The following is a 24,695-nucleotide window of genomic DNA, read 5'->3' as shown; positions in this document are numbered from 1 at the left end:
TATTACCCATCGTTCGAATTAACGATCGCCTTTGGTTAACTCTCGCTTCATATCAATAATATTTTGATACTCGCTAAGGGATGTTTCACCAATATGCTGTTTCCCACCCATTGCCTTAATAAAGCAACCGTGATCTTCTTTATCTAATTTTTTAACCGCTGCCACTAATTGCGCTTTAAACTCAGGTGGTAACCCATTACGAACTAAAATCGGGCCATTAGGAATCAGCGGAGATTCCCAGATAATACGGATCTGTTTCATTAAATCAGGATGGTCCATACGGATCATGCGGGTAAATGCGCCACTAGTATAACCCGTATCATAATCACCGATCATGGAAGCCCAAGTCACAGCACCATCAAACTGGCCATTAATGACACCAAGAATATCTTGTTCATGACCACCGGAGAAAGTCACGCTAGAAAAGAAGTCGTTATATTTATTATCAACCGTCCCGCCAAACTTCTGTTTAAAGCTTTGATTAGGGATGAGGAAGCCTGACGTTGAATCTGGGTCAGCAAAGCCAAATGCTTTCCCCTTCAAGTCTTCAATTTTCTGATAAGGGCTATCTGCTTTCACAACAACCACTGAGTGATAACCACGTGATTTATCCGTGTCATCGATAGCGATACCGACAATATCAACCGCTTTAGGATCTTTGATATAAACAGAAGCGAACGATGAGGGAGACATACTTAATACCAAATCAATTTTGCCGCCCAATAAACCTTGAATGACACCAGAATAATCAGATGCATTGTGCAAATTTGTTTTTACATTGAGTTCTTTTTCCAAGAACTCTTTGACGCACATATTATCACCAATTTGCTGCGTGGCGTTTTGCCCACCAAGTATACCCAGGTTAATTTCCTTTGGTGCATCCGCTGCGGTCGCATTAAAGATCATCATGCTGGCCAAAAGTGAGGTAAGACAAAGTACTTTTTTCATTAAAATAACCTATTCTGATAAAGGGATAAGTAGGGATTAATGCAAAAGATCAGTTGATTCATCGCTATATATATCTTGAATAATGGCGTCATTCAGTTGCGATGGTGGCCCGTCAAAAACAATTCGTCCATGTGCAATACCAATAACTCGTGTACAGTAATCTTTCACTAATTCAACAGAATGCAAATTCACAACGACAGCAATATCGTTTTCACTTATTTTCTGTAATGTATTCATGATGCGCGTTGTATTTTTTGGGTCCAAAGAGGCAACCGGTTCATCGGCCAATAATATGCTAGGGTTCTGCATCATGGCGCGACAAATAGCCACTCGCTGCATTTGTCCACCAGAGAGATTTTCTGCCCGCTGTAAAGCATGAGGCAACATATTAAGCCATTGTAATAACTCAATCGCCCTAGCTCTATCTTGCTCGGCGAATATTTTGAAAAATGATTTTAGTGTTGAGGTATAACTGAGGCGGCCTAATAAAACGTTGGTCATAACATCAAGGCGAGGAACTAAACAAAAGTCTTGAAAAATCATGCCGCATTTAGCACGCCATTGACGCATCTGTTTTGCCGTTAATGCCGCAATATTCTGCGTATCACCATTGTCATGGTAATTAATAATTTCGCCTGCGCTACTGGGAATAGTACCGTTTAATACATGCAGTAATGTGGATTTACCGGCACCTGAACGGCCAATAATGGCGACGAATTCCCCTGCATGGAGTTCAAAATTAATATCATCTAAAACGCGATGCTGCGATTTGTAGGTTTTAACTAATCCCTTAACGGCAAGTACCTTCTTACGCGCTTCTGGCACCATAGCCTGATAATCAGCCACAATGAATTTACGTAATGCCTGGCCCATATCATGTCTCTCAGATTGCCTGTCGTCATGAGCCATTAACGGATATTTTTATTGCATATTGATGATAGTTTTATGAGAGAAAGGTGACAAAAAATAGCCACCTTTCTTATTAGTTCAAGAGAATATTAATACTCAGACGCCATATTATTGGCGATTAAGTCGCGCTAGCTTCTTAGTTTTCGGTAGACAAACAGGACGACCAACGAACCAATAACAGCAACAACGAAGCTACCAATATTGAACCCGTCTACTCTGCCCATACCAAAGAAGGTACTAATATATCCCCCAACCAGCGCACCGACTACACCTAGGATGATGGTCATAATAAAACCGCCACCATCCTCTCCGGGCATGATCCATTTAGCCAAGATACCAGCAATAAGGCCAAAAATAATCCAAGATAGTATGCCCATAAACGCCTCCATTAAATTAATTTTCGCTGATAGTTGATTTAGCTATGTGGCCAGCCATCTACTGATCAACCATCATCATCAATATTAAGTTAAGACCCAAAAAACAAAATTCGCAAATCAGACCAGCTGTTCTCAGCACGAATCAAATAACAGGTTGGCGCGGTATGAAAATCTGGTTAACGCCCTGCGCCTGTAATTTTTTCAGTAAATCCGTACCACCATTTGGCATACTTTGCGCAAACTCACTTTCACTGGTAAAGATAGGGCTGGCCCAATAGATATTGACTGGGTCACCTTGCTGGAGAGGCAATGTAAGGCTATCAGCGTCAGCATAGAGTGCTGACGAAAGAATATAGCCTTCGTAGCCTTGAGGGGCGACCGATGATGCTAATGTATGCCCTTCCCCAAACCACGTTAATTTGTTCCAAGGGACATGAGCAAACCCAGCTAAAGCACTGGCCATTTGAATCGCATTGTCTTCCGTCATATATTGCCCATCGATCGCAATAGCCATTTCCAAGCGGCGGTATTTAGTCGCATCATCATTAAAGAGAATTTCGACCCAGGGTTGCGGACGAATACTGACCCCTAAGGTCAAGAAGTAATATATGCCGTCTTTCTCATGCTGCGAAATAGCCATCGGCGGCCACGTACCTTGGTCGATAGCATAATATTTTAATGACGGGCCAAAGTGCTGTTCGTAGCTTTGAATATATTCAGTCTGTAATGCTGGCCACGGATTCCCTTCTTCTTGTTGCCAAGTTCGCCAAAATTGGCGCGTATTTTGTGCATTAGCATATTGAGTGTTGGTTGAAGCGGAGCCAAGTGGCATCGTTAACGGATTATCTTTAATACAACTGGCAGAATAACAAATGGAGTGATCAATATATAAACTCCAACCGGGAATAATCGCTAACAATTGCCCTTGATACCACAAAGCAGCACCATCATCACTTTCGGACCAGACGACCGTAATATATTGGGCATCCAATTGTGCCTCACCAGCAACATTACGGCAGAATTCGGCTGCCAATCGGGGAGCTAGCCCTTGTTCAAGAGCGGCATTATCTGCCGATAGTGGTGCTGCAACTAAATTCCGTACCCAGCAGGCACGAACAGGAAAACGCTCCTCAAATGCCTCCTGCGGATAAATATAAAAATAAACGACCCGCTGGTCTTGCTGCACCACAGCGACTAATGTTTGGTTTTCATTACTGACTTCAGCCAGTACTTCAGATTCTTTCATATCGCCTCAACAGTATCGGCAAAGGATTTCAGGCAAAACATCTTGCATGCCTGCCGTAACATCAGTCTATTAGCGTTATGCTGATATTCTTAAGCTAATAACTTGGTATTGGCCATGTAAACATATGGGTGATATCAACATGACATACTAAACATTAAAGGACAGTGTAAAACACCCTAGTCCTATAAATCATCAGCAAAAGTCTCAAAAAACGGCGGCTTAAGATGAATAATTTATAACGATAACTTATCGCATTAATTCAATATGTTCCTATCAGATTCAGTGAAAATGATAGACCGCTATTGAGAGATTTATCGCCAATCGGTGATAGTTTATAAGCAAGATTCACGCTAAAATAGCGCTAATATTTTCGTAGCACCGAAGGTTCATATGGCATATATACCGAAGAATTATACCCGTCTGGAAAGTGGTTATCGGGAGAAAGCATTAAAGATTTACCCATGGGTCTGTGGTAGATGTTCACGCGAGTTTGTTTATTCCAACCTACGAGAACTGACGGTTCATCATGTTGATCATGACCACAGTAATAATCCAGAAGATGGCAGTAATTGGGAAATGTTGTGCCTATTTTGCCATGATCATGAGCACTCTAAATACACCGAAGCGGATCAATATGGCTCAACCGTGATTGCGGGTGACGATGCTCAAAATGATCAGGGCGTGGCAACTCATAATCCATTCGCTAATCTAAAGTCCATGATGAAGAAGTAAATCGATCTGGTCGCTTATTTGAGAGCGACCAGAGACTTTATCGCGCTCAAGTGACTAAAATCCTAATAATTGCCGATATGAACGATGTTCTTGTTTTTCTGGCAATAATCCCAACTTATTCGCTAACTGCCAGCATTCTATCTCTAACTCATTAGTTGCAGCGGCATCATCCGTCATAATGGCTATTTCAGCAAAATCACCCAGCCCAACTAAACTGTCGATAGTGACATGGAATTTACCAACGAAATAAATACTTCGCCTTTTTTCTAGTATAAAAGCAGGTTGATATCCTAATGTTCCTAACATGCTTTTTACTTTGTCGATATCTTCGATATTGCAGGCTTCACAACGCTCGGTTCCCGGCCCTTTAACTATCCATAACCGAATGCCTGATGGGTTCATCTCTCGCAGCACCATGCTGATCTTTTGATTGGCTAAATCCTCGCCATTGGCTTCCAGATAGATGTCTTTTTCATGATTATCCAAAGTAAAAGGTATAGCTTCATGTTGCTTCAATTGTTCATGCAACTGTGCAATATCCGATAACCTAAACTTAAGCTCAATTTCAAATTGGCCAACAAAATGCTCGCTCATCATCTGTCCTACTAATCCATGTAAAAATTAGATTCGATCTTATACTTTTTCGTCTGATGAATCACAATCATGATCGCGATAACGAATAGTTTTACCGATATCTATTATTCGGATATTTCTTTTCCCAACTCATTAATATTAATAATATTTTTTAATGAATAGTCACTGGCTGAAATGCAACTCAAGCGCAAATAACGTGATACGCATCACAAAAAACAGGTTCTAACAGGAAAGCCTTCTCTCCCTCATGTTTACTTCATAGCTCTAGTTTGACTGTTTCATAGGGATCTGAACTCGGGTGTCATGCTCGATGAGATAAAAAGTCAATTCAATGACGGGAAGCGGCACGAATGAATCAATCCAATGATGATAAGACGCAAATCTTGCTAAATAAATTGCAGCAGATTGTGGGCGCTCGTGGCCTACTCACTGGCGAGCGGCAAACCGAGCGATATCGTACAGGCTTTCGATCGGGCGGCGGCGCGGCACTTGCGGTGGTATTCCCTGCAACGTTATTGCAACAATGGCAATTGCTACAAGCCTGTGTCGCGGCCGATACCATTGTCATCATGCAGGCGGCCAATACCGGACTCACAGAGGGATCGACCCCTAGCGGCCATGATTACGACAGGCCAATTGTGATACTGAGTACTTTGCGCCTCAACAAAATTCAGTTGTTGAATAATGGCAAACAAATCATTGGATTCCCTGGCAGCACCTTAAATCAGTTAGAAAAAATGCTGAAACCTTATGATCGTGAGCCACATTCCGTTATTGGCTCCTCATGTATTGGTGCTTCAGTCGTGGGCGGTATTTGTAATAATTCGGGCGGTTCCTTAGTTCAACGCGGACCGGCCTACACTGAAATGGCACTGTATGCACAAATTGATGCTCAAGGTGAATTACAGCTAATTAATCATCTAGGCATTAATTTAGGCAATACACCGGAAGAGATTTTACGACGCTTAGAACAGGGTAATTATCAAGCCAGTGATGTTGAGCAAGGTACGCAACAAGCCTCAGACCACGAATATGCGACTCGGGTAAGGGACATTGATGCCTCGACACCTTCTCGCTTTAATGCCGATCCACGGCGTTTATTTGAGGCTTCTGGCTGCGCAGGTAAATTAGCGGTATTTGCCGTACGCTTGGATACCTTCCCTAGTGAGAAAAAGCAGCAAGTTTTTTATATCGGCACCAATCAAACTCAAGTATTGACTGAGCTGCGCCGCGCTATTTTACGTGATTTTAAACATTTACCGATCGCCGGTGAATATATGCACCGTGATATTTTTGATATCGCCGAAATTTACGGGAAAGATACATTTGTGATGATCAATAGCATGGGCACTAATAACATGCCTCGTTTCTTCACATTGAAAGGCAAGATTGATGCACGCCTCAACAAAGTTCCTTTTCTAGTCGATCATTTATCTGATCGGATAATGCAAGGTTTTAGCCGAGTACTGCCTAATCATTTACCGAAGCGCCTTAAAATGTATCGGAATAAGTATGAGCACCATTTATTACTTAAAATGTCAGGAGAAGGTATTGCTGAGGCGCAGCAATTTTTGAAAGATTACTTTGCGACGGCGGAGGGTAACTTTATAACCTGTACAGCAGATGAAGGTAAAAAAGCCTTTTTACACCGCTTTGCCGCCGCAGGTGCAGCGGTACGCTATCACGCTATGCATGCCGATAAAGTAGAAGACATTCTGCCGTTAGACATTGCCCTACCAAGAAATGAAGAAAATTGGTTTGAAACTCTGCCACCCGAAATAGATCAATGTTTGGTCGCCAAACTCTATTACGGCCATTTTTTGTGCCACGTTTTCCATCAAGATTATATTGTGAAGAAAGGCGTGGATACCCAAGCGTTAAAACAAAAAATGCTGGCACTGTTGAACGATAAAGGGGCGGAGTATCCAGCAGAACACAATGTCGGGCATCTTTATTTCGCCAAACCTGCATTGAAAGCGTTTTATCGGCAGATAGACCCAACGAATAGTTTTAATCCTGGGATAGGTAAAACGTCAAAACTTAAGTTTTGGCAGGAATAATAATATTACTGAAGTGATATCGCGCCTATCGACAGAATTTGCAAGCTCACTGCAAATTCTGTCGCAAACGCCCTGCCGACTTTATTCTGAAACCTGAGCGATCCGTGCCTGCGTATCTTTTTGCAGACGATAGCTTTTCGCCGCGCCTGGAATTGGCGTTGCTTTACCGGTTTCCATCCAACTGCGTAAACGGTTTGCATCGGCAAAATGGGTATATTTGCCAAAAGCATCTAATACCACCAGTGCAACAGGACGATTACCAATCACAGTACGCATCGCCAAGCAATGCCCTGCTTGATTAGTAAAACCGGTTTTAGTTAATTGGATATTCCACTTATCGTTATAAACCAAATGGTTAGTATTCCGGAAGGGCAGCGTATAGTTAGGATCGCGGAACGTCGCCATTTTCTCGGTCGTGGTACTCAGTTGCCCAATCAGCGGGTACTGCTTAGTCGCGATTAGCAACTTGGTTAGGTCACGGGCTGTCGAGACATTATCAATCGACAGACCTGTTGGTTCGACATAGCGCGTTTTTGTCATGCCCAGAGATTTGGCTTTGGCATTCATTGCCTTAATAAAGGCGTTATATCCGCCTGGGTAGTGATGCGCCAAACTAGCCGCTGCGCGATTTTCGGAAGACATCAACGCCAGCAGTAGCATATCTTTACGGCTAATTTCACTGTTGACTCGGACCCGCGAGAATACGCCTTTCATTTCTTTCGTTTGATGAATATCGACGGAGATAATCTCATCAAGCGGTAATTTCGCATCCAATACCACCATTGCGGTCATCAGCTTAGTAATTGAAGCAATGGGAACAACGTGATCTGCATTGTTGGCATAAACCACTTTATTGGTTTGTAAATCAACCACCATTGCACTCCCTGATGCTAATTCCAGCGGAGACGTCCCTTTTATTTCAGCCGTTCCCCCCTTGGCGAGAGCCAAAGGTGCGACACTAAAACCAGTGGATAAAAGCAATAAACTTAATAGTGCAGAACGGATTTTCACATGCATGTTCGTCAGCTTAAATAGGTTGTTGGGAGTGATGGTTGTTGGGAGTGATGATAGTTGTTCCGCCGCATTATAAATTACAGTAATGCGCTGCGCATCAGCCATTACTTAAATGATTGTTACAAAGATTAAAAATTGGCTAATTGCCGCTCATCGGTAAACATACTGAGTGAATTGATATCGGCGACGTACATTAAGCATCAGTCCTAAAAACCTATACAGATACTCAATAATAGTAAAAAAACGCCTACGCGCGACTTTATTAACCTATAATTAGCGGCATAATTTTTTATTAAATCAGATTTATAGGTATTAATATGGGCACGACAATCGTAGGAATTATTTTTGGTGTATTTTTGATAGCCGCAGGATTAGCTGATATTCATGATGAGAATCTTGCATCATTAACATTTTGGGTTGATGCGTTGCTGATTTTTGTTGGTGCGATATTCCTACTCGGGGTCGCTAAATTTATTGGCCGCAAAAAGAAGTAATTATAACGTATTGATAACTAAAGGCGTAAAACACGCCTTTATACTCTTTAGCATTCAACCTATTCTTCATCAACATAGACAGCGATTTGTTGAATAGCCAGCGCGATATCTTTTGAGGTTTTTAGCGCACGTATTTGGCTGAATAAATCTGTTGCTTCAGTGTATTCCTTACGCAGATAACCCAACCACTGTTTGATACGTGCAACATGATACAAACCCGTATCGCCCTGTTTTTCCAACTGCACATATTTCTTCAGGAGTTTGACCACTTCCGGCCATGGCATGCGCGGTTCGTTATATTTCACCACGCGACTGAGATTCGGCACATTCAGTGCGCCACGCCCTAACATCACGGCATCGCAGCCTGTCATATCCATGCACGCCTGCGCGCTCTGATAATCCCAGATTTCACCGTTGGCGATCACCGGTATTGTTAGACGCTGGCGAATTTCACCGATCGCCTGCCAGTTAATGCGCTCGGCCTGATAGCCATCTTCTTTCGTGCGGCCATGCACGGCTAGCTCGGTTGCACCGGCCTGCTGCACGGCATCCGCAATTTCAAACTGACGATCACCAGAATCCCAACCTAAGCGTATTTTAACCGTGACCGGCAGATGAGCGGGTACAGCTTCACGCATTGCTTTAGCGCCCTGATATATCAGCTCAGGATCTTTGAGCAACGTGGCCCCACCGCCACTCCCATTGACGAGCTTTGAAGGGCAACCACAATTGAGATCGACACCATATGACCCCAGTTCTACCGCACGGGCGGCATTTTCCGCTAACCACTGTGGATATTGGCCTAACAGTTGAACCCGCACTAAGGTGCCTGACTGAGTTCGGCTTTGATTGTGCAATTCCGGGCATAGGCGATAGAAGGACTTTGCAGGCAATAGCTGATCGACCACCCTGAGGAACTCGGTGATACAAAGATCATAATCATTCACTTCGCTGAGTAATTCGCGTACCAGTGAATCTAATACACCTTCCATCGGTGCCAGTATTACCCGCATGCTACTTATCCCGCCTCATTAATCATCCACACCATCAGGTTCTTCGACGTTTGGCTGTTTCCAGCCACTGCCAATACAACAGCCGCGATAACTTCAGCCAATATCGCCATCAAAAAGACCGGCAATCATACGGGGGAATAGCGGCGTTAAACAAGAGATTCCCCCTTGTACCAATAATAGAGGTAAAAAAAAACCGCTCCAGAGAAGCGGTTTCAGACTGCTGACAAACACCGATGACTCGATCTAGAACGGTGAGGACAGGCAGAAGAGTAAAGCGTCCGCGCCAAGGATGGCGCGGCTCGAGCCATCAGGGATGATTTACGGCGTCTTTACGATCTGCTTGTTCTCTCCACCATCAGCACGTTGTCAGCTATCTCGGTTTCATTAGCAAATAGCTTTTACAGCTTATTCGCCTGGATTACGGCTGCGCCCGCGAGAAGACGGACCGGCTGGGCGACGCTGACCATCAGCTTGGCTACGTGGGCGGCTGTTACGGCTATCGCCACGACCTGCTGCACCACCGCCATTTTGTGAGCGCCCTGCATTGCTGCCACGACCCATACCTGGACGTTGCGCACCACGGCCTTGGCGACCATTTTGAATCGGATCCGCTTTAATGCTTGGATCTGGTTCATAACCTTCCAACGCAATACGCGGAATTTCACGCTTCAACAAACGCTCAATATCACGCAGCAGTTTATGCTCATCAACGCAAACCAGTGAAATCGCTTCACCTGTGCGTTCTGCACGGCCAGTACGGCCAATACGGTGGACGTAATCTTCAGGCACATTTGGCAACTCATAGTTAACCACATGCGGCAACTGATCGATATCTAGGCCACGAGCCGCGATATCCGTCGCCACCAATACGCGAATTTTACCGTCTTTAAAATCAGCCAATGCACGAGTACGCGCGCCCTGACTCTTGTTACCGTGAATAGCAGCCGCGGTAATACCGTCTTTATTTAGCTGTTCAGCCAAATGGTTCGCACCGTGTTTAGTGCGGGTAAACACTAACACTTGCTGCCAATCACCTTCGCCGATCATCTGAGACAACAACTCGCGCTTGCGATTTTTATCTACAAAATGAACGCTTTGGGCGATTTGCTCGGAAGCGGTATTGCGACGAGCCACTTCAACCGATGCCGGATTATGCAACAGCTTGCTGGCCAAACCTTTAATCTCATCCGAGAACGTCGCGGAGAACAGCAGGTTCTGGCGTTTAGCCGGTAGTTTTGCCAATACGCGGCGGATATCGTGAATAAAGCCCATATCCAGCATGCGGTCAGCTTCGTCCAACACCAAAATCTCAATCTTGGAGAGGTCGACTGCGTTCTGATGTTCCAGATCCAGTAAACGGCCTGGGGTCGCGACCAAAATATCGACGCCACCGCGTAATTTCATCATCTGTGGATTGATGCTAACGCCACCAAATACCACCAGCGAACGCAACTTCAAATATTTACTGTAACTCTGTACGTTTTCATCAATCTGCGCAGCCAGTTCACGGGTCGGCGTTAGAATCAACGCGCGGACTGGACGGCGGCCTTTAATCGGCGCTTGGTTCTGGCTAAGCAACTGCAACAGCGGCAAGGTGAAACCGGCCGTTTTGCCCGTACCAGTTTGTGCGCTAGCCATTAAATCACGGCCTGCCAATACAACAGGGATTGCCTGACTTTGAATCGGTGTCGGCACAAGGTAGCCCTGCTCTTCAACAGCGCGCAGGATATCGGCATTTAAGCCGAGAGAATCAAATGACATATTACGAGAAGCTCCAGACCTTCCCAATCCCAACGATATCGTCAGGTGCAGTTTCAAGGGAAGATTATCAGACGAGGCATGAATTGAGGCATTACCACGAGGATTGGCACAAACTGCAGTGCACCATTGCGGCGGATTATAACAGATGTTTAGCAAGAAAAGGGATTTTTACGTTTCTATTCGATTTTTTATGGCGAAAAACATGAAAAAAATTGATTAATTTCTCTTCTGTCATCCAACCCAGCTCACAAAAATAGGCCTTATTTGTCCCATCACTTTACAGATCCACTGCGGACGCCTAAAGTTAATCATACGATTGATTTATTATTTAGCTATCTATTAAAATCGGCATAAATGAAGTTAATGCAAACCCTGTTGACCGAATAGGAAGCTCATGCCCCATTCCACATCTCATAGCTCAACTACATCAGCCTCGGTCACTAGCCGAGGTGAACTTGCGCGTCAGCAACTGATTCAGGCAGCGACCGAACTCTTCGGGGAATTGGGGCTGAAAGGCGCAACCACCCGAGATATTGCGCAGCGCGCGGGGCAAAATATTGCAGCCATTACCTACTATTTCAACTCCAAAGAAGGTTTGTATCTGGCGGTTGCTCAGCAAATAGCTGACTTTATCCAGCAAGCGTTTTCACCCTTGGCGCAAGAAATTAACCATTTCCTCCAGCAACCTCTTCATGCCCAAACGGCTGAACAACAGTTGCACTACATTCGCCGTGGATTACTGGAATTCAGTCATTTGATGACCCAGCCAGAAACCTTAAACATGAGCAAAATCATGGCGCGTGAGCAGCTTTCGCCCACCGATGCCTATCCGCTGATTCACGCCCAAGCGATCGCACCTTTGCATCAAAAATTGAATGTACTATTGGCCGCATTTATTGGTGCGGATGCCAGTGCGACGAAAACGATTCTTCATACCCACGCATTGATTGGCGAGGTTCTGGCTTTTCGAATGGGGCGCGAGACGATTCGCCGTCAAGCCGGTTGGCTAGACATTGGTCAGGCCGAAAGTGAAATGATCAATGAAGTGCTGGTTGAGCATATTGATCTGCTTCTCTACGGGCTACGCGCCAAGTTTCAGCATGAGATATGAAATAAGAAATTAGAAAGACGAAATACGAGCCATCTCCATAAAGATCATGACTGTGGTGATACATACCAGTAACAGATAGGGAGCATTATGAATCGCAAAAAGATTGTAGTGGCCGTCGTTATTGTCGCGCTGTTGGCGGCGATAGGTTATGGATGGAGTTATTACCGGCAGCAGCACGACTCGACATTGACGCTATACGGTAATGTGGATATCCGCACGGTCAATCTAGGCTTCCGAGTCGGTGGACGCTTGGCATCATTAGCGGTCGATGAAGGGGATGATATCAAGCCGGGGCAACTGCTCGGTAAACTGGATGATGGCCCTTATATCAATGCCCTCAAGCAGGCGCAGGCCAATGTGCAAAGCGCGCAAGCACAGCTCGCACTACTGAAAGCGGGATACCGCGATGAAGAGATAGCACAGGTCAAATCAGAAGTTTCCCAACGTGAAGCCGCATTTAGTTATGCCGATAGCTTCCTCAAACGGCAGCAAGGATTATGGGCCAGCAAGGCCACCTCGGCTAACGAACTGGAAAATGCTCGCACAGCGCGTAATCAAGCACAGGCCAATCTGCAAGCATCCAAAGATAAGCTCGCGCAATATTTAAGTGGTAACCGTCCGCAAGAAATCGCACAGGCGGAGGCAAATTTGGCCCAAGCGGAAGCAGAACTCGCCCAAGCCCAGCTTAATCTGCAAGACGCGACGCTCCTTTCGCCCTCAAGTGGAACGGTGCTCACTCGCGCCGTGGAACCGGGCACCATCTTATCCGCCAGCAATACCGTCTTTACCCTTTCATTGACTGATCCGGTTTGGGTACGGGCTTATGTCAGTGAGCGCAATTTAGATAAAGCCATCCCGGGTACACAAGTTGAAGTTTTCACCGATGGCCGGCCCAACAAGCCTTATCACGGCAAAATTGGTTTTGTGTCACCGACCGCCGAATTTACGCCTAAGAGTGTTGAGACGCCGGACTTGCGGACCGATTTAGTTTATCGCTTGAGAATCATCATCACAGATGCTGATGAATCACTGCGACAAGGTATGCCGGTTACCGTTCGTTTTGCCCAACCTTAAGGCGGCCAACGTTATGAATGGAATCCAGCATCTCATTACTCTGGATGGCGTTGAGAAACGCTTCCCTGAACTGGATCACCCTGCTGTCGCCAGCCTGACGACCGAGATCCGCAGTGGTGCCGTGACCGGCTTAGTGGGGCCGGATGGCGCTGGTAAAACCACGTTGCTACGGATGTTAGCTGGGTTACTCAAACCTAGCCAAGGCAAAATGGAGGTCGTCGGTCTTGATCCGCTGGAAAACGATCGCCAGCTTCATTCCATCCTCGGATACATGCCACAAAAGTTTGGTTTATATGAAGATCTGACGGTGATGGAGAATCTGACGCTGTATGCCGATCTGCGTGGCGTCATCGGTGAAGAGCGCCGCCAGACCTTTGAGCGCCTGCTGACGTTTACCGATTTGACCCGCTTTACCGAACGCTTAGCAGGAAAACTGTCTGGCGGGATGAAACAAAAACTGGGCTTGGCTTGTACCTTGGTCGGCCAACCCAAAGTGTTATTACTTGATGAGCCCGGAGTCGGGGTTGACCCTATCTCACGCCGCGAGTTATGGCGCATGGTGCATGAGTTGGCGAACGATGGCATGCTCATTTTGTGGAGCACATCCTATCTTGATGAAGCCGAGCAATGCCGTGAAGTGTTGCTACTGAATGAAGGCAAGTTGCTGTACAGCGGCGCACCGCAAGACCTCACCCAGCGCATGAGTGGACGCACGATTTTGGTTGCCGCCCAAAGTGGCGCTCACCGCAAGCTGTTACAGCATGCTCTAACATTGCCGCAGGTCAGTGACGGGGTTATTCAGGGCAAATATGTGCGTCTCATCCTGAAACAGGATGTCGACCACAGCCAAATATTACCCCTGCTCAATCAACCCAATGCAGAAATCATCGAAGCGGAACCACGCTTTGAAGATGCGTTTATTGATTTGTTGGGTGGCGGCCCTGCCAGTGAATCCGCATTGGCGAAAATCATGCCTAAAGTTGCCGGTAGCCATGAAGATACGGTGATTGAGGCGCAAGAGTTAACGAAAAAATTTGGTGATTTTGCCGCCACCGACCACGTCAATTTCCAAGTAAAACGCGGCGAGATATTTGGCCTACTGGGGCCAAATGGGGCCGGTAAATCCACCACCTTTAAAATGATGTGCGGCTTGTTAGTCCCCAGCTCCGGTAATGCATTGGTATTGGGGATGGATCTGAAAACCAGCTCCGGCAAAGCGAGGCAGCATTTAGGCTATATGGCGCAGAAATTCTCGCTGTATGGCAATTTGACCGTTGAACAAAACCTGAAGTTTTTCTCGGGTGTTTATGGCCTGCGGGGTAAAACGCAGCGTGACAAAATCGCCGATATGACCTCAGCATTTAATTTCACGCCGATCCTCAAGCAGACACCAGACGCATTGCCACTCGGTTTTAAACAGCGGCTAGCACTGGCCTGTGCTTTGATGCATGAACCCGATATTTTATTTCTTGATGAGCCAACCTCTGGCGTTGACCCGCTAACCCGCCGTGAATTCTGGCTACATATCAATGGCATGGTCGATAAAGGCGTCACAGTAATGGTGACCACACACTTTATGGATGAAGCCGAATACTGCGACCGTATCGGCTTGGTTTATCGTGGCAAGATTATTGCTGCTGGCACACCGGATGAACTCAAACAGCAAGTCGCCACCGATGAAATGCTCAACCCCTCCATGGAAGAAGCCTTTATCGGGTTAGTTCAGCGCTATGATCAGCAACATGATAAGGGGCAACAGTCATGACCGAGCCACATGCTATGCCAGCACATCCTACGCCAGTAAATGAGGAAGAAACTTATCAGGACACCGGTTTTTCTTGGCGTCGCCTACGGGCTTTGTGCCGTAAAGAGACGCGGCAGATTCTGCGTGACCCCAGTAGCGGCTTGATAGCCTTCGTCATCCCCTTGTTGTTGCTGTTTATTTTTGGCTACGGCATCAATCTGGACTCCAGCAAGCTACATGTTGGTATTCTGATGGAGCAACAGAGTAAACCGGCGCAAGATTTGGCGAACGCGTTTGCCAGTTCGCCCTATATCATGCCGCAAATCAGTGATGATCGTCAGGCGCTAATTCAAGCCATGCAAGCGGGTAAAATTCGTGGCTTAATCGTTATTCCGAATGATTTCGCCGAACAACTTGCTCGACCAGAAAGCAAAGCGCCCATTCAGGTGATTACGGATGGCAGTGAGCCGAATACCGCCAACTTTGTGCAAGGTTACGCACAAGGCGTCTGGCAAATCTGGCAACAGCAACAGGCACAAAATCTGGGGCAAAAAAATGACCCGCTGATTGAAGTGCAGGTGCGCTATTGGTTTAACCCCGCCGCCATCAGCCGGCACTTTATTATTCCCGGCGCGATAACCATTATTATGACGGTGATTGGTGCCATTCTAACGTCGCTGGTCATCGCCCGTGAATGGGAGCGCGGCACCATGGAGGCCTTGCTGTCGACGCAGGTGACACGCAGTGAGTTGTTGCTCTCGAAGCTGATTCCTTATTACGTCCTCGGCATGGTGGCCATGACACTCTGTATGGTGGTGGCGGTGTTTGTTCTGGGCGTACCCTATCGCGGATCGCTGTGGATACTGTTCATCATGACCAGCCTCTTCTTAGCCAGCACGCTGGGGATGGGGCTATTAATTTCGACCATCACGCGAAATCAATTCAATGCCGCCATGGTGGCACTAAACGCTGCATTTTTACCTGCGGTAATGCTCTCGGGCTTCATATTCCAAATTGACAGCATGCCCGCCGTTGTCCGTGCCGTGACCTATATCATTCCTGCCCGCTACTTTGTCAGCAGCTTACAAACGCTGTTCCTCGCAGGGAATATTGGCACCGTATTAGTGGTTAATCTGTTGTTCCTGGTGGCTTCCGCCGCGGTATTTATCGGCCTCACGGCATGGAAAACACAGCGCAGATTAGATTGACTCCGATGAGATTAACCCAAGGAAGTAAACTATGTTTCATCGCCTCTACACATTGATTATTAAAGAGTTGCAGTCGCTACTCCGCGAACCGCAAACCCGTGCGATATTAATCATGCCCGTCATTTTGCAGGTGATTTTATTCCCCTTTGCCGCGACCTTAGAAGTGACGAACGCCACTATCGCCATATACAGCGAAGACAGCGGCAAAGCCTCTGTTGAGCTCACCCAGCGTTTTGCGAAAGCAGAAGCGTTTTCTCATGTGCTACTGCTGCATAGTCCTCATGAGATCCAGCCGGTGATTGATAACCAGAAAGCGCTGCTGCTGATCCGTTTTCCAGAACAATTCAGTGCCGATTTGGCTAACGGTAAAACTACTCAGCTACAGTTAGTGCTGGATGGGCGCAACTCTAACAGCGCCCAGATTGCTGCGAACTACATTCAGCAAATTGTGCAAAATTACCAATTAGAGCTAACCCAAGGCCAAGTTAAGCCCAATAACAGCGAGTTAGTCATTCGAAATTGGTATAACCCCAATTTGGACTATAAATGGTTTGTGGTGCCATCATTGATTGCGATGATTACGACCATTGGTGTATTGATTGTGACCTCACTTTCCGTGGCGCGGGAGCGTGAGCAAGGCACATTGGAGCAACTGCTGGTTTCCCCGCTGACCACTTGGCAGATTTTTATTGGCAAAGCGGTTCCGGCGTTGATTGTAGCCACCTTCCAAGCCAGTATCGTGTTGTTTATCGGTATCTTTTTCTATCAGATTCCGTTTGCTGGGTCGTTAGCCCTGTTTTACTTCACCATGCTGCTCTATGGTTTGTCGCTAGTGGGTTTTGGGCTGTTGATTTCGTCATTATGCTCTACGCAACAACAGGCGTTTATCGGGGTATTTGTGTTTATGATGCCCGCGATTTTGCTATCCGGTTATGTTTCGCCGGTCGAGAACATGCCGGTCTGGTTGCAAAATATCACTTGGATCAACCCTATTCGTCACTTTACGGATATCACCAAACAGATTTATCTCAAGGATGCGAGCTTCGATATTATTTGGCACAGTTTATGGCCGCTGTTGGTGATTACCGCCACAACGGGAAGTGTGGCGTATGGGATGTTTAGGCGGAAAATAGCTTAAGCGGAAACCATATTCAGGCGGGCAATACGGCATCAAGCCGACAGCGTTGCCCCGCCATCCACGACAATATCTTGCAGCGTAATATGGCTGGCTAAATCGGAGGCCAGAAATGCCACGGTGTTGGCTATTTCTGTTGGCGTCGCAATTTTCCCCAGTGGAATTCCCAACTTATATTGTTGCGGAAAACCGGCAATGGTTTGCTGCTGCGCATCGTCACTGTGCCACATACTGCGTTGCATCGGGGTATCAGTAGAACCCGGTGAGACCAGATTGCAGCGCACGCCGTAGGGCGCCAACTCCAATCCAACACAATGACTAAAGCTGGTTAATGCGGCTTTAGAGGCACAATAAGCCGACATTTGCATCCGCGGCACATGGGCCGCATTGGAGCTAATGGTGACCACAGCACCAAAACGCTGCTGTTTAAATTGTGGGATCAATTGACGCAAAAGGTAAAACGCGCCGGAAACATTCACATCAAAGCATTGTTTCCATTCTTCCAGACTGAGTGACTCCGTCTCTGCCATGCGCAAAATGCCTGCACCGTTCACCAAAACATCAATACGCGGAACTTGGCACAATAGGCGCTGACACACCCCTTCCACTTGCTGTGGATGGCTAATATCGAGTAATTCGGTCGCGAAGGGATAGTCTCGCGCAGTCGAGGCATTATCAGTTGAAAATGCCTTATCCAGACCCACGACGTCGGCCCCCATGGCGGCAAATTGACAGGCAACCTGATAGCCAATTCCCTGCCCAGCACCGGTGACCCAAACTCGTTTACCGGTAAAATCCATCTGCATAGTTGCCATTATTCTGCTCCTGCCAAAGCCGAATTGTCGGTCTGATTGGCGAGCTGTTGCTCCAACAGCTTCCACCAATTATTGAGGCTGGGATTCTTCGCTAAATCGACAAAGTTCAGCTCAATGCCTTGCTGACGCCACTGGGTTGCCAGTGTCATGATATGCACCGAGCTCAGGCCATAATTGATCAGATTTTCGTTCTCATCGAAATCTTCGGCACTTTCATCAACCAGTGTCAATAATTGCTGTTTAAGCTCATCTTTGCTGAAATTTGCGGCACTTCCGTTCACCACCATTTCCTCGGTAAAAATGACGCGTCCACTTCGGGTTGCCACATACTTAAGTGCCATCAAATGCTCATCCAACGAGAAATCGGCAATAGCATCAGCAACCATAAATGGCTGAATGTCTTGCATAAAAGCATCTGTTGCGGTGGTCAAACACCCGATGTGCCCATAAATACCGCAGATAACCAATTGATCGCGGCCCTTATCCGTCATGATTTGGCGTAAAGGCGAACGGTAAAATGCGCTGTATCGCCATTTGACCAAGACTTCATCTTCCGCATCCGGTGTCAGTTCTGATACCACCCGCTGTTTGGCTGGATGATTATTTAAACCTGCGCCCCACATATCATTAAGCAGTGCTCTATCTTCTGCACTTTGATGATTAGGTTGGGCGGTGTAGATAACCGGTACGCCCTGCTGTTTGCAGTAATGTCGTAGGGCGGCGATATTGGCGATAACCTGCTGTATCAAGGGGTTATCTTCACCATAAAAACTGACGAAATAATCCTGCATATCATGGATCAGCAACACCGCACGCGCTGGGTTAAACTGCCAATTCACTTTATTTGCTGGAAATTGCCCAGGTTTGGGCAGGTCGTAAGCAGAAAGAACAGGGATAGCCATGATAAAATCCTTATTTGCTAAGCGTACTGAGGCGGTCTTGTATATCCTGACGTAACCGCTTTTTATCTATTTTGCCGACTGGCGTAACCGGTAAATGGGTCACCATTTCAAAACGATCGGGTAATTTGAAGTCAGCCACCCCTTGCTCACGCAGATATTTACGTAAAGTGACTGGCCGCAAACTGGCGTCATTGCTCACAATAAAGGCGCAGCTTTTCTCCCCCATCATCTCGTCGGGCATTGAAACCAACGCCGCATGAATAATGTTGTCATGAGCCACCAGCAGGTTTTCAATCTCTTCTGCGGCGATCTTTTCCCCGCCACGATTAATCTGATCTTTTTCCCGCCCAACGACGCGTAAATAACCCTCTTCGGTCATCTGGACCAAATCACCGGAATGGTAAAAACCTTCATGATCAAAGGTATTGGCATTATGCGTCGGGCTGCGGTAATAGCCGCGGAAGGTATAAGGGCCACGGGTCACCAACGCACCAACTTCCCCCTGCGCGACGGGAACCCCTTCACTATCAACCAGCTTGATTTCATCGTCTTCGCTGATGGGTCGCCCTTGAGTGGTAAACACCAAGTGGTCACTGTCATCAAAGCGGGTGTAATTCACCAGTCCTTCCGCCATACCCAATACCTGCTGCAATTGACAGCCCAATACCTGCGGTATACGTCGCGCCAGAGATTCACTGAGTTTCGCGCCACCGACTTGTAATACCTGCAAACTGGTCAGGTCATCAGCAAAATGCTCCGCGGCTTGTAACCATAGGGCTACGGCGGGAGGAACTAAGGAAGTCAATGTGATCTGATGGCGCTTAATGAGTGGGAAACAGCTCATGGCACTGGGATCGGGCGCGAGCACGACGCAGCCGCCAGCGTAAAAGACGCCTAATGCCCCCGGTGAACTTAGCGGGTAATTATGAGCCGCGGGTAAGGCGCATAAGTAGCGAGTGTGTTCATCAAGCTGACAGATTTCCGCACTGGCACGCACACTGTAGTAATAGTCATTGTGGGTACGGGGGATCAGTTTTGGCATACCGGTGCTGCCACCTGACAGTTGGAAAAAGGCGACTTCGTCGGCGGCTGAGGGATGAAATTCTACGGCTTGATTGCCTAGCTCACCCGCCAACTCTGTCCCATAGAGCACCGCTTCCAACAATGGCGCATAATCTGTCTCTCCCGCCACCAGCACCACGTCCAACATTGGCGCTTTTTGCTGCAATTGGGCGCAATAATGGCCATCAGCAAACAGGTTGTGATCGGCGTGGGCGATCAGTAAACGTGGTTGAATCTGTTCAATATAGGCATTTAATTCCAGCCGATTATGGCTGAATAATGCATTAACGGGTGCTACGCCGATTTTTAATAGCGCGAAATAGACGAGATAGAATTCGGCGCAATTAGGGAGTTGGACCAATGCCGTATCACCGCAACCCAAGCCCTGCTGAGTCAGGTAAATGGCGAGTCGTTGCGCGGCCTGCTCAAACTGAAGATAGCTAATATGACGCTCACCACAAATGATGGCTGTGGCTTCGGGCCGAATCTGGCACTGACGAGATAACATCTCTGTCATCGGCTGATCGGTCCAATAGCCTTTTTCGCGGTAGCGACGTGCAAATTCCTCTGGCCAGCGAGTGAACTCGATGCTCATGGCTGCTCTCCTGAAGGGGTAATTGCCAGCGCATTGAGCATGGTGCCCAATTTGGCTTCGGTTTCTAACCATTCCAATGCTGGTTGTGAGGCGGCAACAATGCCTGCACCGGCAAATAATCGCACTTGAGTGGGATGCAAGGTGGCGCAGCGGATAATGACCGCCCATTCACCATTACCCTGCTCATCACACCAGCCGACAATGCCACTGAATAAGCCACGATCAAAGGGCTCCAAGTGGTTAATCAATTGCCGAGCTTTTGCTGTTGGTAAGCCACACAAAGCCGGTGTCGGATGCAATAAGTTAGCCAGTTCCAGCACCGACATCGCCGGGTCTTCCAGTTCACCACTGATGGCAGAAGATAAGTGCCATAAAGCCGCCGTGCTAATCAGCGAAGGTTGGGAGGGGATATTCAGGCTGCGGCAATGGGGTGTCAGCAAACGGCGAATTTCATCAATAACCAAGCGGTGCTCATATTGATCTTTTTCTGAATTCAGCAGTGCTTGGCTGATGTCCAGATCGTCCTGCTGATTCGTCTGCCGTTTTGCCGACCCTGCCAATGGGTTGGTATAAACCTGAGATAAATGCTTACGCACCAATAATTCAGGGCTAGCACCGAGTAGGACTCCCCCATCGGACAAAGGCACCCTAAAGTGATGGGCATGACTGTTTTGGACCAGCAAATGATTCATGACTTGGTCACTATCAACTGGGGTATCAGTTTCAATTTCTAAAATACGGGACAGAACAACTTTATGAATGGTTCCGCGTTGACAGGCAGAAATGGCTTCAGTCACGCATTGTTTGAATTGGTTTTCATCTGGCAGACTACGCACGCACCCAGCGCTGACCGGACTACGATTTGCTATTTTTGCTGCATTGACCAACGTTTGTCGGTCACAAACCTGATATTGCTCCGGCACAAATAAGCAGGATGCTTGACTCGCATCAAACGGAATTGCGCCAACCACGATAGGCTGCTGTTTACCCGCTTTATGAGCACGTTGGAAAGCCCGTTTTATCGCATTTTGCAGTGAATCATTGCTTCCAATACGACTTTGCGCGGCTTGGTTTATTCGCTCGAAGATACCGCGAGTTTTAATACTCTGGTGTCCTGAGGTGAATAAGAAAGTTGAGGGTATGGTTGAAAACGGCGAATTAACGGGCATTTCTTCAGAGCTACCATGTTCGTCAGAGTTGCTGTATCGCACAAAGACCTCCATTGCGATGTAAATACTAATGATAATAATAATGACTATCATTTCCTTTAATGCATGGTAAATTACGACTAAGTATTCGCATTGTCAATAAATGTAAAAATATTATTATTAACCATTGCTAATATAAACCCGCTAACTTAGCGCCTACTCACAAGAAGAGAAAACGTCGTTATGTCCCTTGGTCATCAGCATAAAACAGGGTGTTCACTCTTAACTGGCTTGGGTATTTTGGGCCTTGTTTTGTGCTTATCAGGCTGCAAACCTGCCGAAGAAACAACAGGTAAGTCTACCCCTCCAGCAGCCAGTGAAAGCCCAACTACATGGTCGCGTACAGTAGAAACCGCTAAAGGCTCAGTCACACTGACACAACAGCCAACACGGATTGTCTCTACCAGTATCACCATGACCGGCACCTTGCTGGCGATCAATGCACCGGTGATCGCCACAGGCGTGACCGTACCCGATACGACAGTGGCTGATCATCAAGGATTCTTTACACAATGGTCAGATGTTGCGCAATCGCGAAAATTAATGCCGATGTACCAGACCGAGCCCAACGCCGAAGCCGTTGCGGGCATGAGTCCAGATTTAATTATCATTGCTGCCACGGGCGGTGATTCAGCGCTGAAGTTATATGAGCAATTGTCAGCCATCGCCCCAACGCTAGTGATTAATTACGATGATAAGAGCTGGCAAGAATTAGCCCTTGTATTAGGGCAAGCGACAGGACACGAAAGCGACGCTAAACGGGTGATTGATGAATTTTCCAATCGGCTCAATGAGGTAAGACAGAATATTACTTTACCGCCGCAACCCATTTCGGCATTCGTCTATCAGGCAGCCAGTAGCACCGCGAACTTATGGACAGAGAATTCAGCGCAGGGGAAATTATTGCAGGAGCTGGGCTTTACGCTGGCAGAGATCCCGAATTCAGTGAAGGGCAACACCAGTATGGGGAATCGTAAAGATATCATCCAACTGGGTGGGGAGAAGTTAGCCGAAGGCTTGAATGGCGAGACTATTTTGCTCTTTTCCGGTGACCAACCGGCGATTGATGCATTGAAAAGTAATCAATTTTTAGCCCATATTCCGGCGATTGAACACAATCGAGTTTATGCCGCAGGGTACGATACCTTTCGGTTGGATTATTACAGTGCGAGTAATTTGCTCACCCGAATTGAGGGCATGTTTAAGGCAAAGCCTTAGCGGCGAATGTTGTTTTGGTGGATATTCGGCTGAGTGATCAATTGGGTTGATAAAGTGTCACAACCCAGTTGATCTTCACAGCCTTAACCGGCATCTGGCAAGCAAGCCATCAAATTACTCAACGACGGCCTCATCCTCTTCTGAACCACGCTGGTCGCCCGCCATGGTGGCCTCACGCAGTGTCCCACCACAGAGCGCAATGAGGCTCCCCAGTGCTGCGGCTGCCACGCCAAATGTCAGGGCGCTGAGTGCCGGCGCCATCACTTTTGCTAATACCCCTAGCCCCAATGCCCCGAATGATTCACCCGCGACAAACTGGACATTCCACAGACTGTTTACCCGCCCCAATAACGCATCCGGTGTATGAGTTTGTACCAATGTATATTGCAGCAAGCCGCTAATCGACCCCAGATAGCCGTACATCAACAAGCCCGGTAGGGCCAAATAGACATTATGGGTTAAGCCGAGTGTCCCGATGGCTAAAAAAGCGGCAATCGAGCTGTACATCAGCACCACGCCAGGCCGCCTTACCTGACTGACCCATCCACTGGTAAACGCCCCGATGGTCGCCCCCAGCGGCACGATTGAATACATCAAACCAATCTGCGAGGCGCCGACATGATAAGTATTTTCCGCCAACGCCGGAAACAAAATACGAATGGCGCCAATCATGCTGACCAACGTCCCCAGCAACACCACCGCCCCCACAATTTTGTGGCTAAAGACGAATGAAATCCCAGTGGCAAGCGCCCGTAGCGGGTGCTCATGTTGGCTTATCGCCGGTTTCATGGCTGGCAGACGCAACAGCGGTAATAAGGTGAGCATGGTGCCCACCGCAGCAATGCCGTAGTTCCAACCTAACCCGCCGTACACTATGACTAAGCCCCCGATCGCCGGAGAGATGACCGAGCCAAAACGGACAGTAAGCATGCTTAAGCCACCAGCAGCAGCCAAATTCTCCCGCCCAACCAATGACGGTGTTGCCGCCATCAATGCTGTCATCCCCAGCGCCCCGAAGAACCCATCCCACGCGGCTAAGACATACAGTACCCATAAGGAAGGTGTCGCGGAGAATGCATTGAAACTTAAGCCAATAAAGCCTAAGCCACAGGTAAAACGCGCAAATAAGATCAGTGTGCGCCGATCAAATCTGTCTGCCAGTACGCCCCCCAGTAGCAGGCCGATAAACATCCCTGCCCCATCCAAGGTGACGGCCAATCCGACTTGTAAGGTTGATCCCGTCATCTGTTGAATCTGTACCGGTACCGCGACTGTGAGCATTCCCAGCCCTAATATCGAAATCAGGCGAGCAAAAAATACTGCGCGAAAGTTGGCGTTATTCTTTAACAAGCTGAAATCTAGAAGAATAGGCGATTTTGCCATGTTTATTTAATCCGTTAATGTGGGCCACCATGACCCGCCATGCCTTAAGAGAGTCGATAGATTCGGTTGAACGTTGGCTCAGTGAACCGTTC

The 24,695-nt window shown here is 47.4% G+C and carries 22 protein-coding genes; 9 read left to right on the top strand and 13 right to left on the bottom strand.

Going from position 1 to position 24,695, the window contains the following annotated elements; all coding sequences use genetic code 11:
• Positions 1–18: 18 nt before the first annotated feature.
• The 4 genes from phnD to DA391_RS07370 all read right to left on the bottom strand — a co-directional run bounded on the left by phnD (position 19) and on the right by DA391_RS07370 (position 3,480).
• Complete coding sequence (gene phnD, locus DA391_RS07385; RefSeq protein WP_050079983.1) at positions 19–948, bottom strand: phosphonate ABC transporter substrate-binding protein; 930 nt, start codon at positions 946–948, stop codon at positions 19–21.
• 36 nt (positions 949–984) lie between these two features.
• Positions 985–1,821: a phosphonate ABC transporter ATP-binding protein gene (phnC, locus tag DA391_RS07380; RefSeq protein ID WP_108087500.1), complete on the bottom strand. Its 837-nt coding sequence runs from the start codon at positions 1,819–1,821 to the stop codon at positions 985–987.
• A 164-nt stretch (positions 1,822–1,985) separates the two neighbouring features.
• Positions 1,986–2,234: a GlsB/YeaQ/YmgE family stress response membrane protein gene (locus DA391_RS07375; protein WP_032815356.1), complete on the bottom strand. Its 249-nt coding sequence runs from the start codon at positions 2,232–2,234 to the stop codon at positions 1,986–1,988.
• A gap of 142 nt (positions 2,235–2,376) precedes the next feature.
• On the bottom strand, positions 2,377–3,480 hold the full coding sequence (locus tag DA391_RS07370) for a suppressor of fused domain protein (protein WP_098904740.1): 1,104 nt from the start codon (positions 3,478–3,480) through the stop codon (positions 2,377–2,379).
• Between the two features lie 390 nt (positions 3,481–3,870).
• Here DA391_RS07370 and yajD point away from each other — a divergent pair, with 390 nt between their 5' ends.
• Positions 3,871–4,212: an HNH nuclease YajD gene (gene yajD / locus DA391_RS07365; RefSeq protein ID WP_098904741.1), complete on the top strand. Its 342-nt coding sequence runs from the start codon at positions 3,871–3,873 to the stop codon at positions 4,210–4,212.
• Positions 4,213–4,266: 54 nt separating this feature from the next.
• Here yajD and cyaB read toward each other — a convergent pair whose 3' ends face one another.
• Complete coding sequence (gene cyaB / locus DA391_RS07360; RefSeq protein WP_050079987.1) at positions 4,267–4,806, bottom strand: class IV adenylate cyclase; 540 nt, start codon at positions 4,804–4,806, stop codon at positions 4,267–4,269.
• 350 nt (positions 4,807–5,156) lie between these two features.
• Between cyaB and dld the strand changes: the two genes are divergently transcribed.
• Positions 5,157–6,866 carry a D-lactate dehydrogenase gene (gene dld, locus DA391_RS07355; RefSeq protein ID WP_108087499.1) on the top strand — a complete coding sequence of 570 codons (1,710 nt, stop codon included), beginning with the start codon at positions 5,157–5,159 and terminating at the stop codon, positions 6,864–6,866.
• Positions 6,867–6,947: 81 nt separating this feature from the next.
• Here the strand turns inward: dld and pbpG are convergent, their stop codons facing one another.
• Positions 6,948–7,883, bottom strand: coding sequence for a D-alanyl-D-alanine endopeptidase (gene pbpG / locus DA391_RS07350; protein ID WP_050080124.1), 936 nt, complete (start codon positions 7,881–7,883; stop codon positions 6,948–6,950).
• Between the two features lie 314 nt (positions 7,884–8,197).
• Between pbpG and DA391_RS07345 the strand changes: the two genes are divergently transcribed.
• Complete coding sequence (locus DA391_RS07345; protein ID WP_019210644.1) at positions 8,198–8,374, top strand: hypothetical protein; 177 nt, start codon at positions 8,198–8,200, stop codon at positions 8,372–8,374.
• A gap of 59 nt (positions 8,375–8,433) precedes the next feature.
• On the opposite strand, the gene dusC is transcribed toward DA391_RS07345, so the two are convergent.
• A complete protein-coding gene (dusC, locus tag DA391_RS07340) occupies positions 8,434–9,387 on the bottom strand; it encodes a tRNA dihydrouridine(16) synthase DusC (protein ID WP_050079989.1) in 954 nt (317 codons plus the stop codon).
• Positions 9,388–9,792: 405 nt separating this feature from the next.
• Positions 9,793–11,148, bottom strand: a complete 1,356-nt coding sequence (gene rhlE / locus DA391_RS07335; protein ID WP_019210646.1) for an ATP-dependent RNA helicase RhlE — start codon at positions 11,146–11,148, stop codon at positions 9,793–9,795.
• Positions 11,149–11,542: 394 nt separating this feature from the next.
• Between rhlE and cecR the strand changes: the two genes are divergently transcribed.
• From cecR to DA391_RS07310, 5 genes are all read left to right on the top strand, one after another.
• Positions 11,543–12,259, top strand: coding sequence for a transcriptional regulator CecR (gene cecR / locus DA391_RS07330; RefSeq protein WP_108087498.1), 717 nt, complete (start codon positions 11,543–11,545; stop codon positions 12,257–12,259).
• 87 nt (positions 12,260–12,346) lie between these two features.
• On the top strand, positions 12,347–13,333 hold the full coding sequence (gene hlyD, locus DA391_RS07325) for a secretion protein HlyD (protein ID WP_019210648.1): 987 nt from the start codon (positions 12,347–12,349) through the stop codon (positions 13,331–13,333).
• Positions 13,334–13,346: 13 nt separating this feature from the next.
• Complete coding sequence (locus DA391_RS07320; RefSeq protein WP_050286149.1) at positions 13,347–15,098, top strand: ATP-binding cassette domain-containing protein; 1,752 nt, start codon at positions 13,347–13,349, stop codon at positions 15,096–15,098.
• Positions 15,099–15,112: 14 nt separating this feature from the next.
• Complete coding sequence (locus tag DA391_RS07315) at positions 15,113–16,285, top strand: ABC transporter permease (RefSeq protein ID WP_409574504.1); 1,173 nt, start codon at positions 15,113–15,115, stop codon at positions 16,283–16,285.
• Positions 16,286–16,316: 31 nt separating this feature from the next.
• Positions 16,317–17,423 (top strand): ABC transporter permease, encoded by a 1,107-nt coding sequence (locus DA391_RS07310; protein WP_049606601.1) that lies wholly within the window; start codon positions 16,317–16,319, stop codon positions 17,421–17,423.
• A gap of 32 nt (positions 17,424–17,455) precedes the next feature.
• On the opposite strand, the gene dhbA is transcribed toward DA391_RS07310, so the two are convergent.
• Genes dhbA through DA391_RS07290 form a run of 4 tightly spaced genes read right to left on the bottom strand, consistent with a single transcriptional unit; the run spans position 17,456 to position 21,963 of the window.
• Positions 17,456–18,235: a 2,3-dihydro-2,3-dihydroxybenzoate dehydrogenase gene (dhbA, locus tag DA391_RS07305; protein ID WP_240624795.1), complete on the bottom strand. Its 780-nt coding sequence runs from the start codon at positions 18,233–18,235 to the stop codon at positions 17,456–17,458.
• The gene (locus tag DA391_RS07300; protein WP_050079993.1) at positions 18,235–19,137 is read right to left on the bottom strand and encodes an isochorismatase family protein; all 903 of its coding nucleotides are present in this window, start codon (positions 19,135–19,137) and stop codon (positions 18,235–18,237) included. Before DA391_RS07300 ends, dhbA begins: the two co-directional genes overlap by 1 nt.
• Positions 19,138–19,147: 10 nt before the next feature.
• A complete protein-coding gene (locus DA391_RS07295) occupies positions 19,148–20,794 on the bottom strand; it encodes a (2,3-dihydroxybenzoyl)adenylate synthase (protein ID WP_108087497.1) in 1,647 nt (548 codons plus the stop codon).
• Positions 20,791–21,963 (bottom strand): isochorismate synthase, encoded by a 1,173-nt coding sequence (locus tag DA391_RS07290; RefSeq protein ID WP_108088254.1) that lies wholly within the window; start codon positions 21,961–21,963, stop codon positions 20,791–20,793. The genes DA391_RS07295 and DA391_RS07290 overlap by 4 nt, the downstream gene beginning before the upstream one ends.
• Positions 21,964–22,185: 222 nt before the next feature.
• Here DA391_RS07290 and fepB point away from each other — a divergent pair, with 222 nt between their 5' ends.
• Entirely contained in the window at positions 22,186–23,220 is a 1,035-nt protein-coding gene (gene fepB / locus DA391_RS07285) for a Fe2+-enterobactin ABC transporter substrate-binding protein (protein ID WP_167398165.1), read from the top strand.
• Between the two features lie 114 nt (positions 23,221–23,334).
• On the opposite strand, the gene entS is transcribed toward fepB, so the two are convergent.
• Complete coding sequence (gene entS, locus DA391_RS07280; RefSeq protein ID WP_049606606.1) at positions 23,335–24,603, bottom strand: enterobactin transporter EntS; 1,269 nt, start codon at positions 24,601–24,603, stop codon at positions 23,335–23,337.
• Positions 24,604–24,695 lie beyond the last annotated feature (92 nt).

The organism is Yersinia massiliensis, from assembly GCF_003048255.1.
In the GTDB taxonomy this organism is placed as follows: Bacteria; Pseudomonadota; Gammaproteobacteria; order Enterobacterales; family Enterobacteriaceae; genus Yersinia; species Yersinia massiliensis_A.
Note: the sequence above shows the minus strand (reverse complement) of the source record. Positions and strands in the feature narration are given on the sequence as shown.

Excerpts from the sequence above, each read along its gene's own strand:
- phnD (WP_050079983.1), bottom strand. The coding sequence starts at position 948 with ATGAAAAAAGTACTTTGTCTTACCTCACTTTTGGCCAGCATGATGATC.
- phnC (WP_108087500.1), bottom strand. The coding sequence starts at position 1,821 with ATGGGCCAGGCATTACGTAAATTCATTGTGGCTGATTATCAGGCTATG.
- DA391_RS07375 (WP_032815356.1), bottom strand. The coding sequence starts at position 2,234 with ATGGGCATACTATCTTGGATTATTTTTGGCCTTATTGCTGGTATCTTG.
- DA391_RS07370 (WP_098904740.1), bottom strand. The coding sequence starts at position 3,480 with ATGAAAGAATCTGAAGTACTGGCTGAAGTCAGTAATGAAAACCAAACA.
- yajD (WP_098904741.1), top strand. The coding sequence starts at position 3,871 with ATGGCATATATACCGAAGAATTATACCCGTCTGGAAAGTGGTTATCGG.
- cyaB (WP_050079987.1), bottom strand. The coding sequence starts at position 4,806 with ATGAGCGAGCATTTTGTTGGCCAATTTGAAATTGAGCTTAAGTTTAGG.
- dld (WP_108087499.1), top strand. The coding sequence starts at position 5,157 with ATGAATCAATCCAATGATGATAAGACGCAAATCTTGCTAAATAAATTG.
- pbpG (WP_050080124.1), bottom strand. The coding sequence starts at position 7,883 with ATGCATGTGAAAATCCGTTCTGCACTATTAAGTTTATTGCTTTTATCC.
- DA391_RS07345 (WP_019210644.1), top strand. The coding sequence starts at position 8,198 with ATGGGCACGACAATCGTAGGAATTATTTTTGGTGTATTTTTGATAGCC.
- dusC (WP_050079989.1), bottom strand. The coding sequence starts at position 9,387 with ATGCGGGTAATACTGGCACCGATGGAAGGTGTATTAGATTCACTGGTA.
- rhlE (WP_019210646.1), bottom strand. The coding sequence starts at position 11,148 with ATGTCATTTGATTCTCTCGGCTTAAATGCCGATATCCTGCGCGCTGTT.
- cecR (WP_108087498.1), top strand. The coding sequence starts at position 11,543 with ATGCCCCATTCCACATCTCATAGCTCAACTACATCAGCCTCGGTCACT.
- hlyD (WP_019210648.1), top strand. The coding sequence starts at position 12,347 with ATGAATCGCAAAAAGATTGTAGTGGCCGTCGTTATTGTCGCGCTGTTG.
- DA391_RS07320 (WP_050286149.1), top strand. The coding sequence starts at position 13,347 with ATGAATGGAATCCAGCATCTCATTACTCTGGATGGCGTTGAGAAACGC.
- DA391_RS07315 (WP_409574504.1), top strand. The coding sequence starts at position 15,113 with ATGCCAGCACATCCTACGCCAGTAAATGAGGAAGAAACTTATCAGGAC.
- DA391_RS07310 (WP_049606601.1), top strand. The coding sequence starts at position 16,317 with ATGTTTCATCGCCTCTACACATTGATTATTAAAGAGTTGCAGTCGCTA.
- dhbA (WP_240624795.1), bottom strand. The coding sequence starts at position 18,235 with ATGGCAACTATGCAGATGGATTTTACCGGTAAACGAGTTTGGGTCACC.
- DA391_RS07300 (WP_050079993.1), bottom strand. The coding sequence starts at position 19,137 with ATGGCTATCCCTGTTCTTTCTGCTTACGACCTGCCCAAACCTGGGCAA.
- DA391_RS07295 (WP_108087497.1), bottom strand. The coding sequence starts at position 20,794 with ATGAGCATCGAGTTCACTCGCTGGCCAGAGGAATTTGCACGTCGCTAC.
- DA391_RS07290 (WP_108088254.1), bottom strand. The coding sequence starts at position 21,963 with ATGCCCGTTAATTCGCCGTTTTCAACCATACCCTCAACTTTCTTATTC.
- fepB (WP_167398165.1), top strand. The coding sequence starts at position 22,186 with ATGTCCCTTGGTCATCAGCATAAAACAGGGTGTTCACTCTTAACTGGC.
- entS (WP_049606606.1), bottom strand. The coding sequence starts at position 24,603 with ATGGCAAAATCGCCTATTCTTCTAGATTTCAGCTTGTTAAAGAATAAC.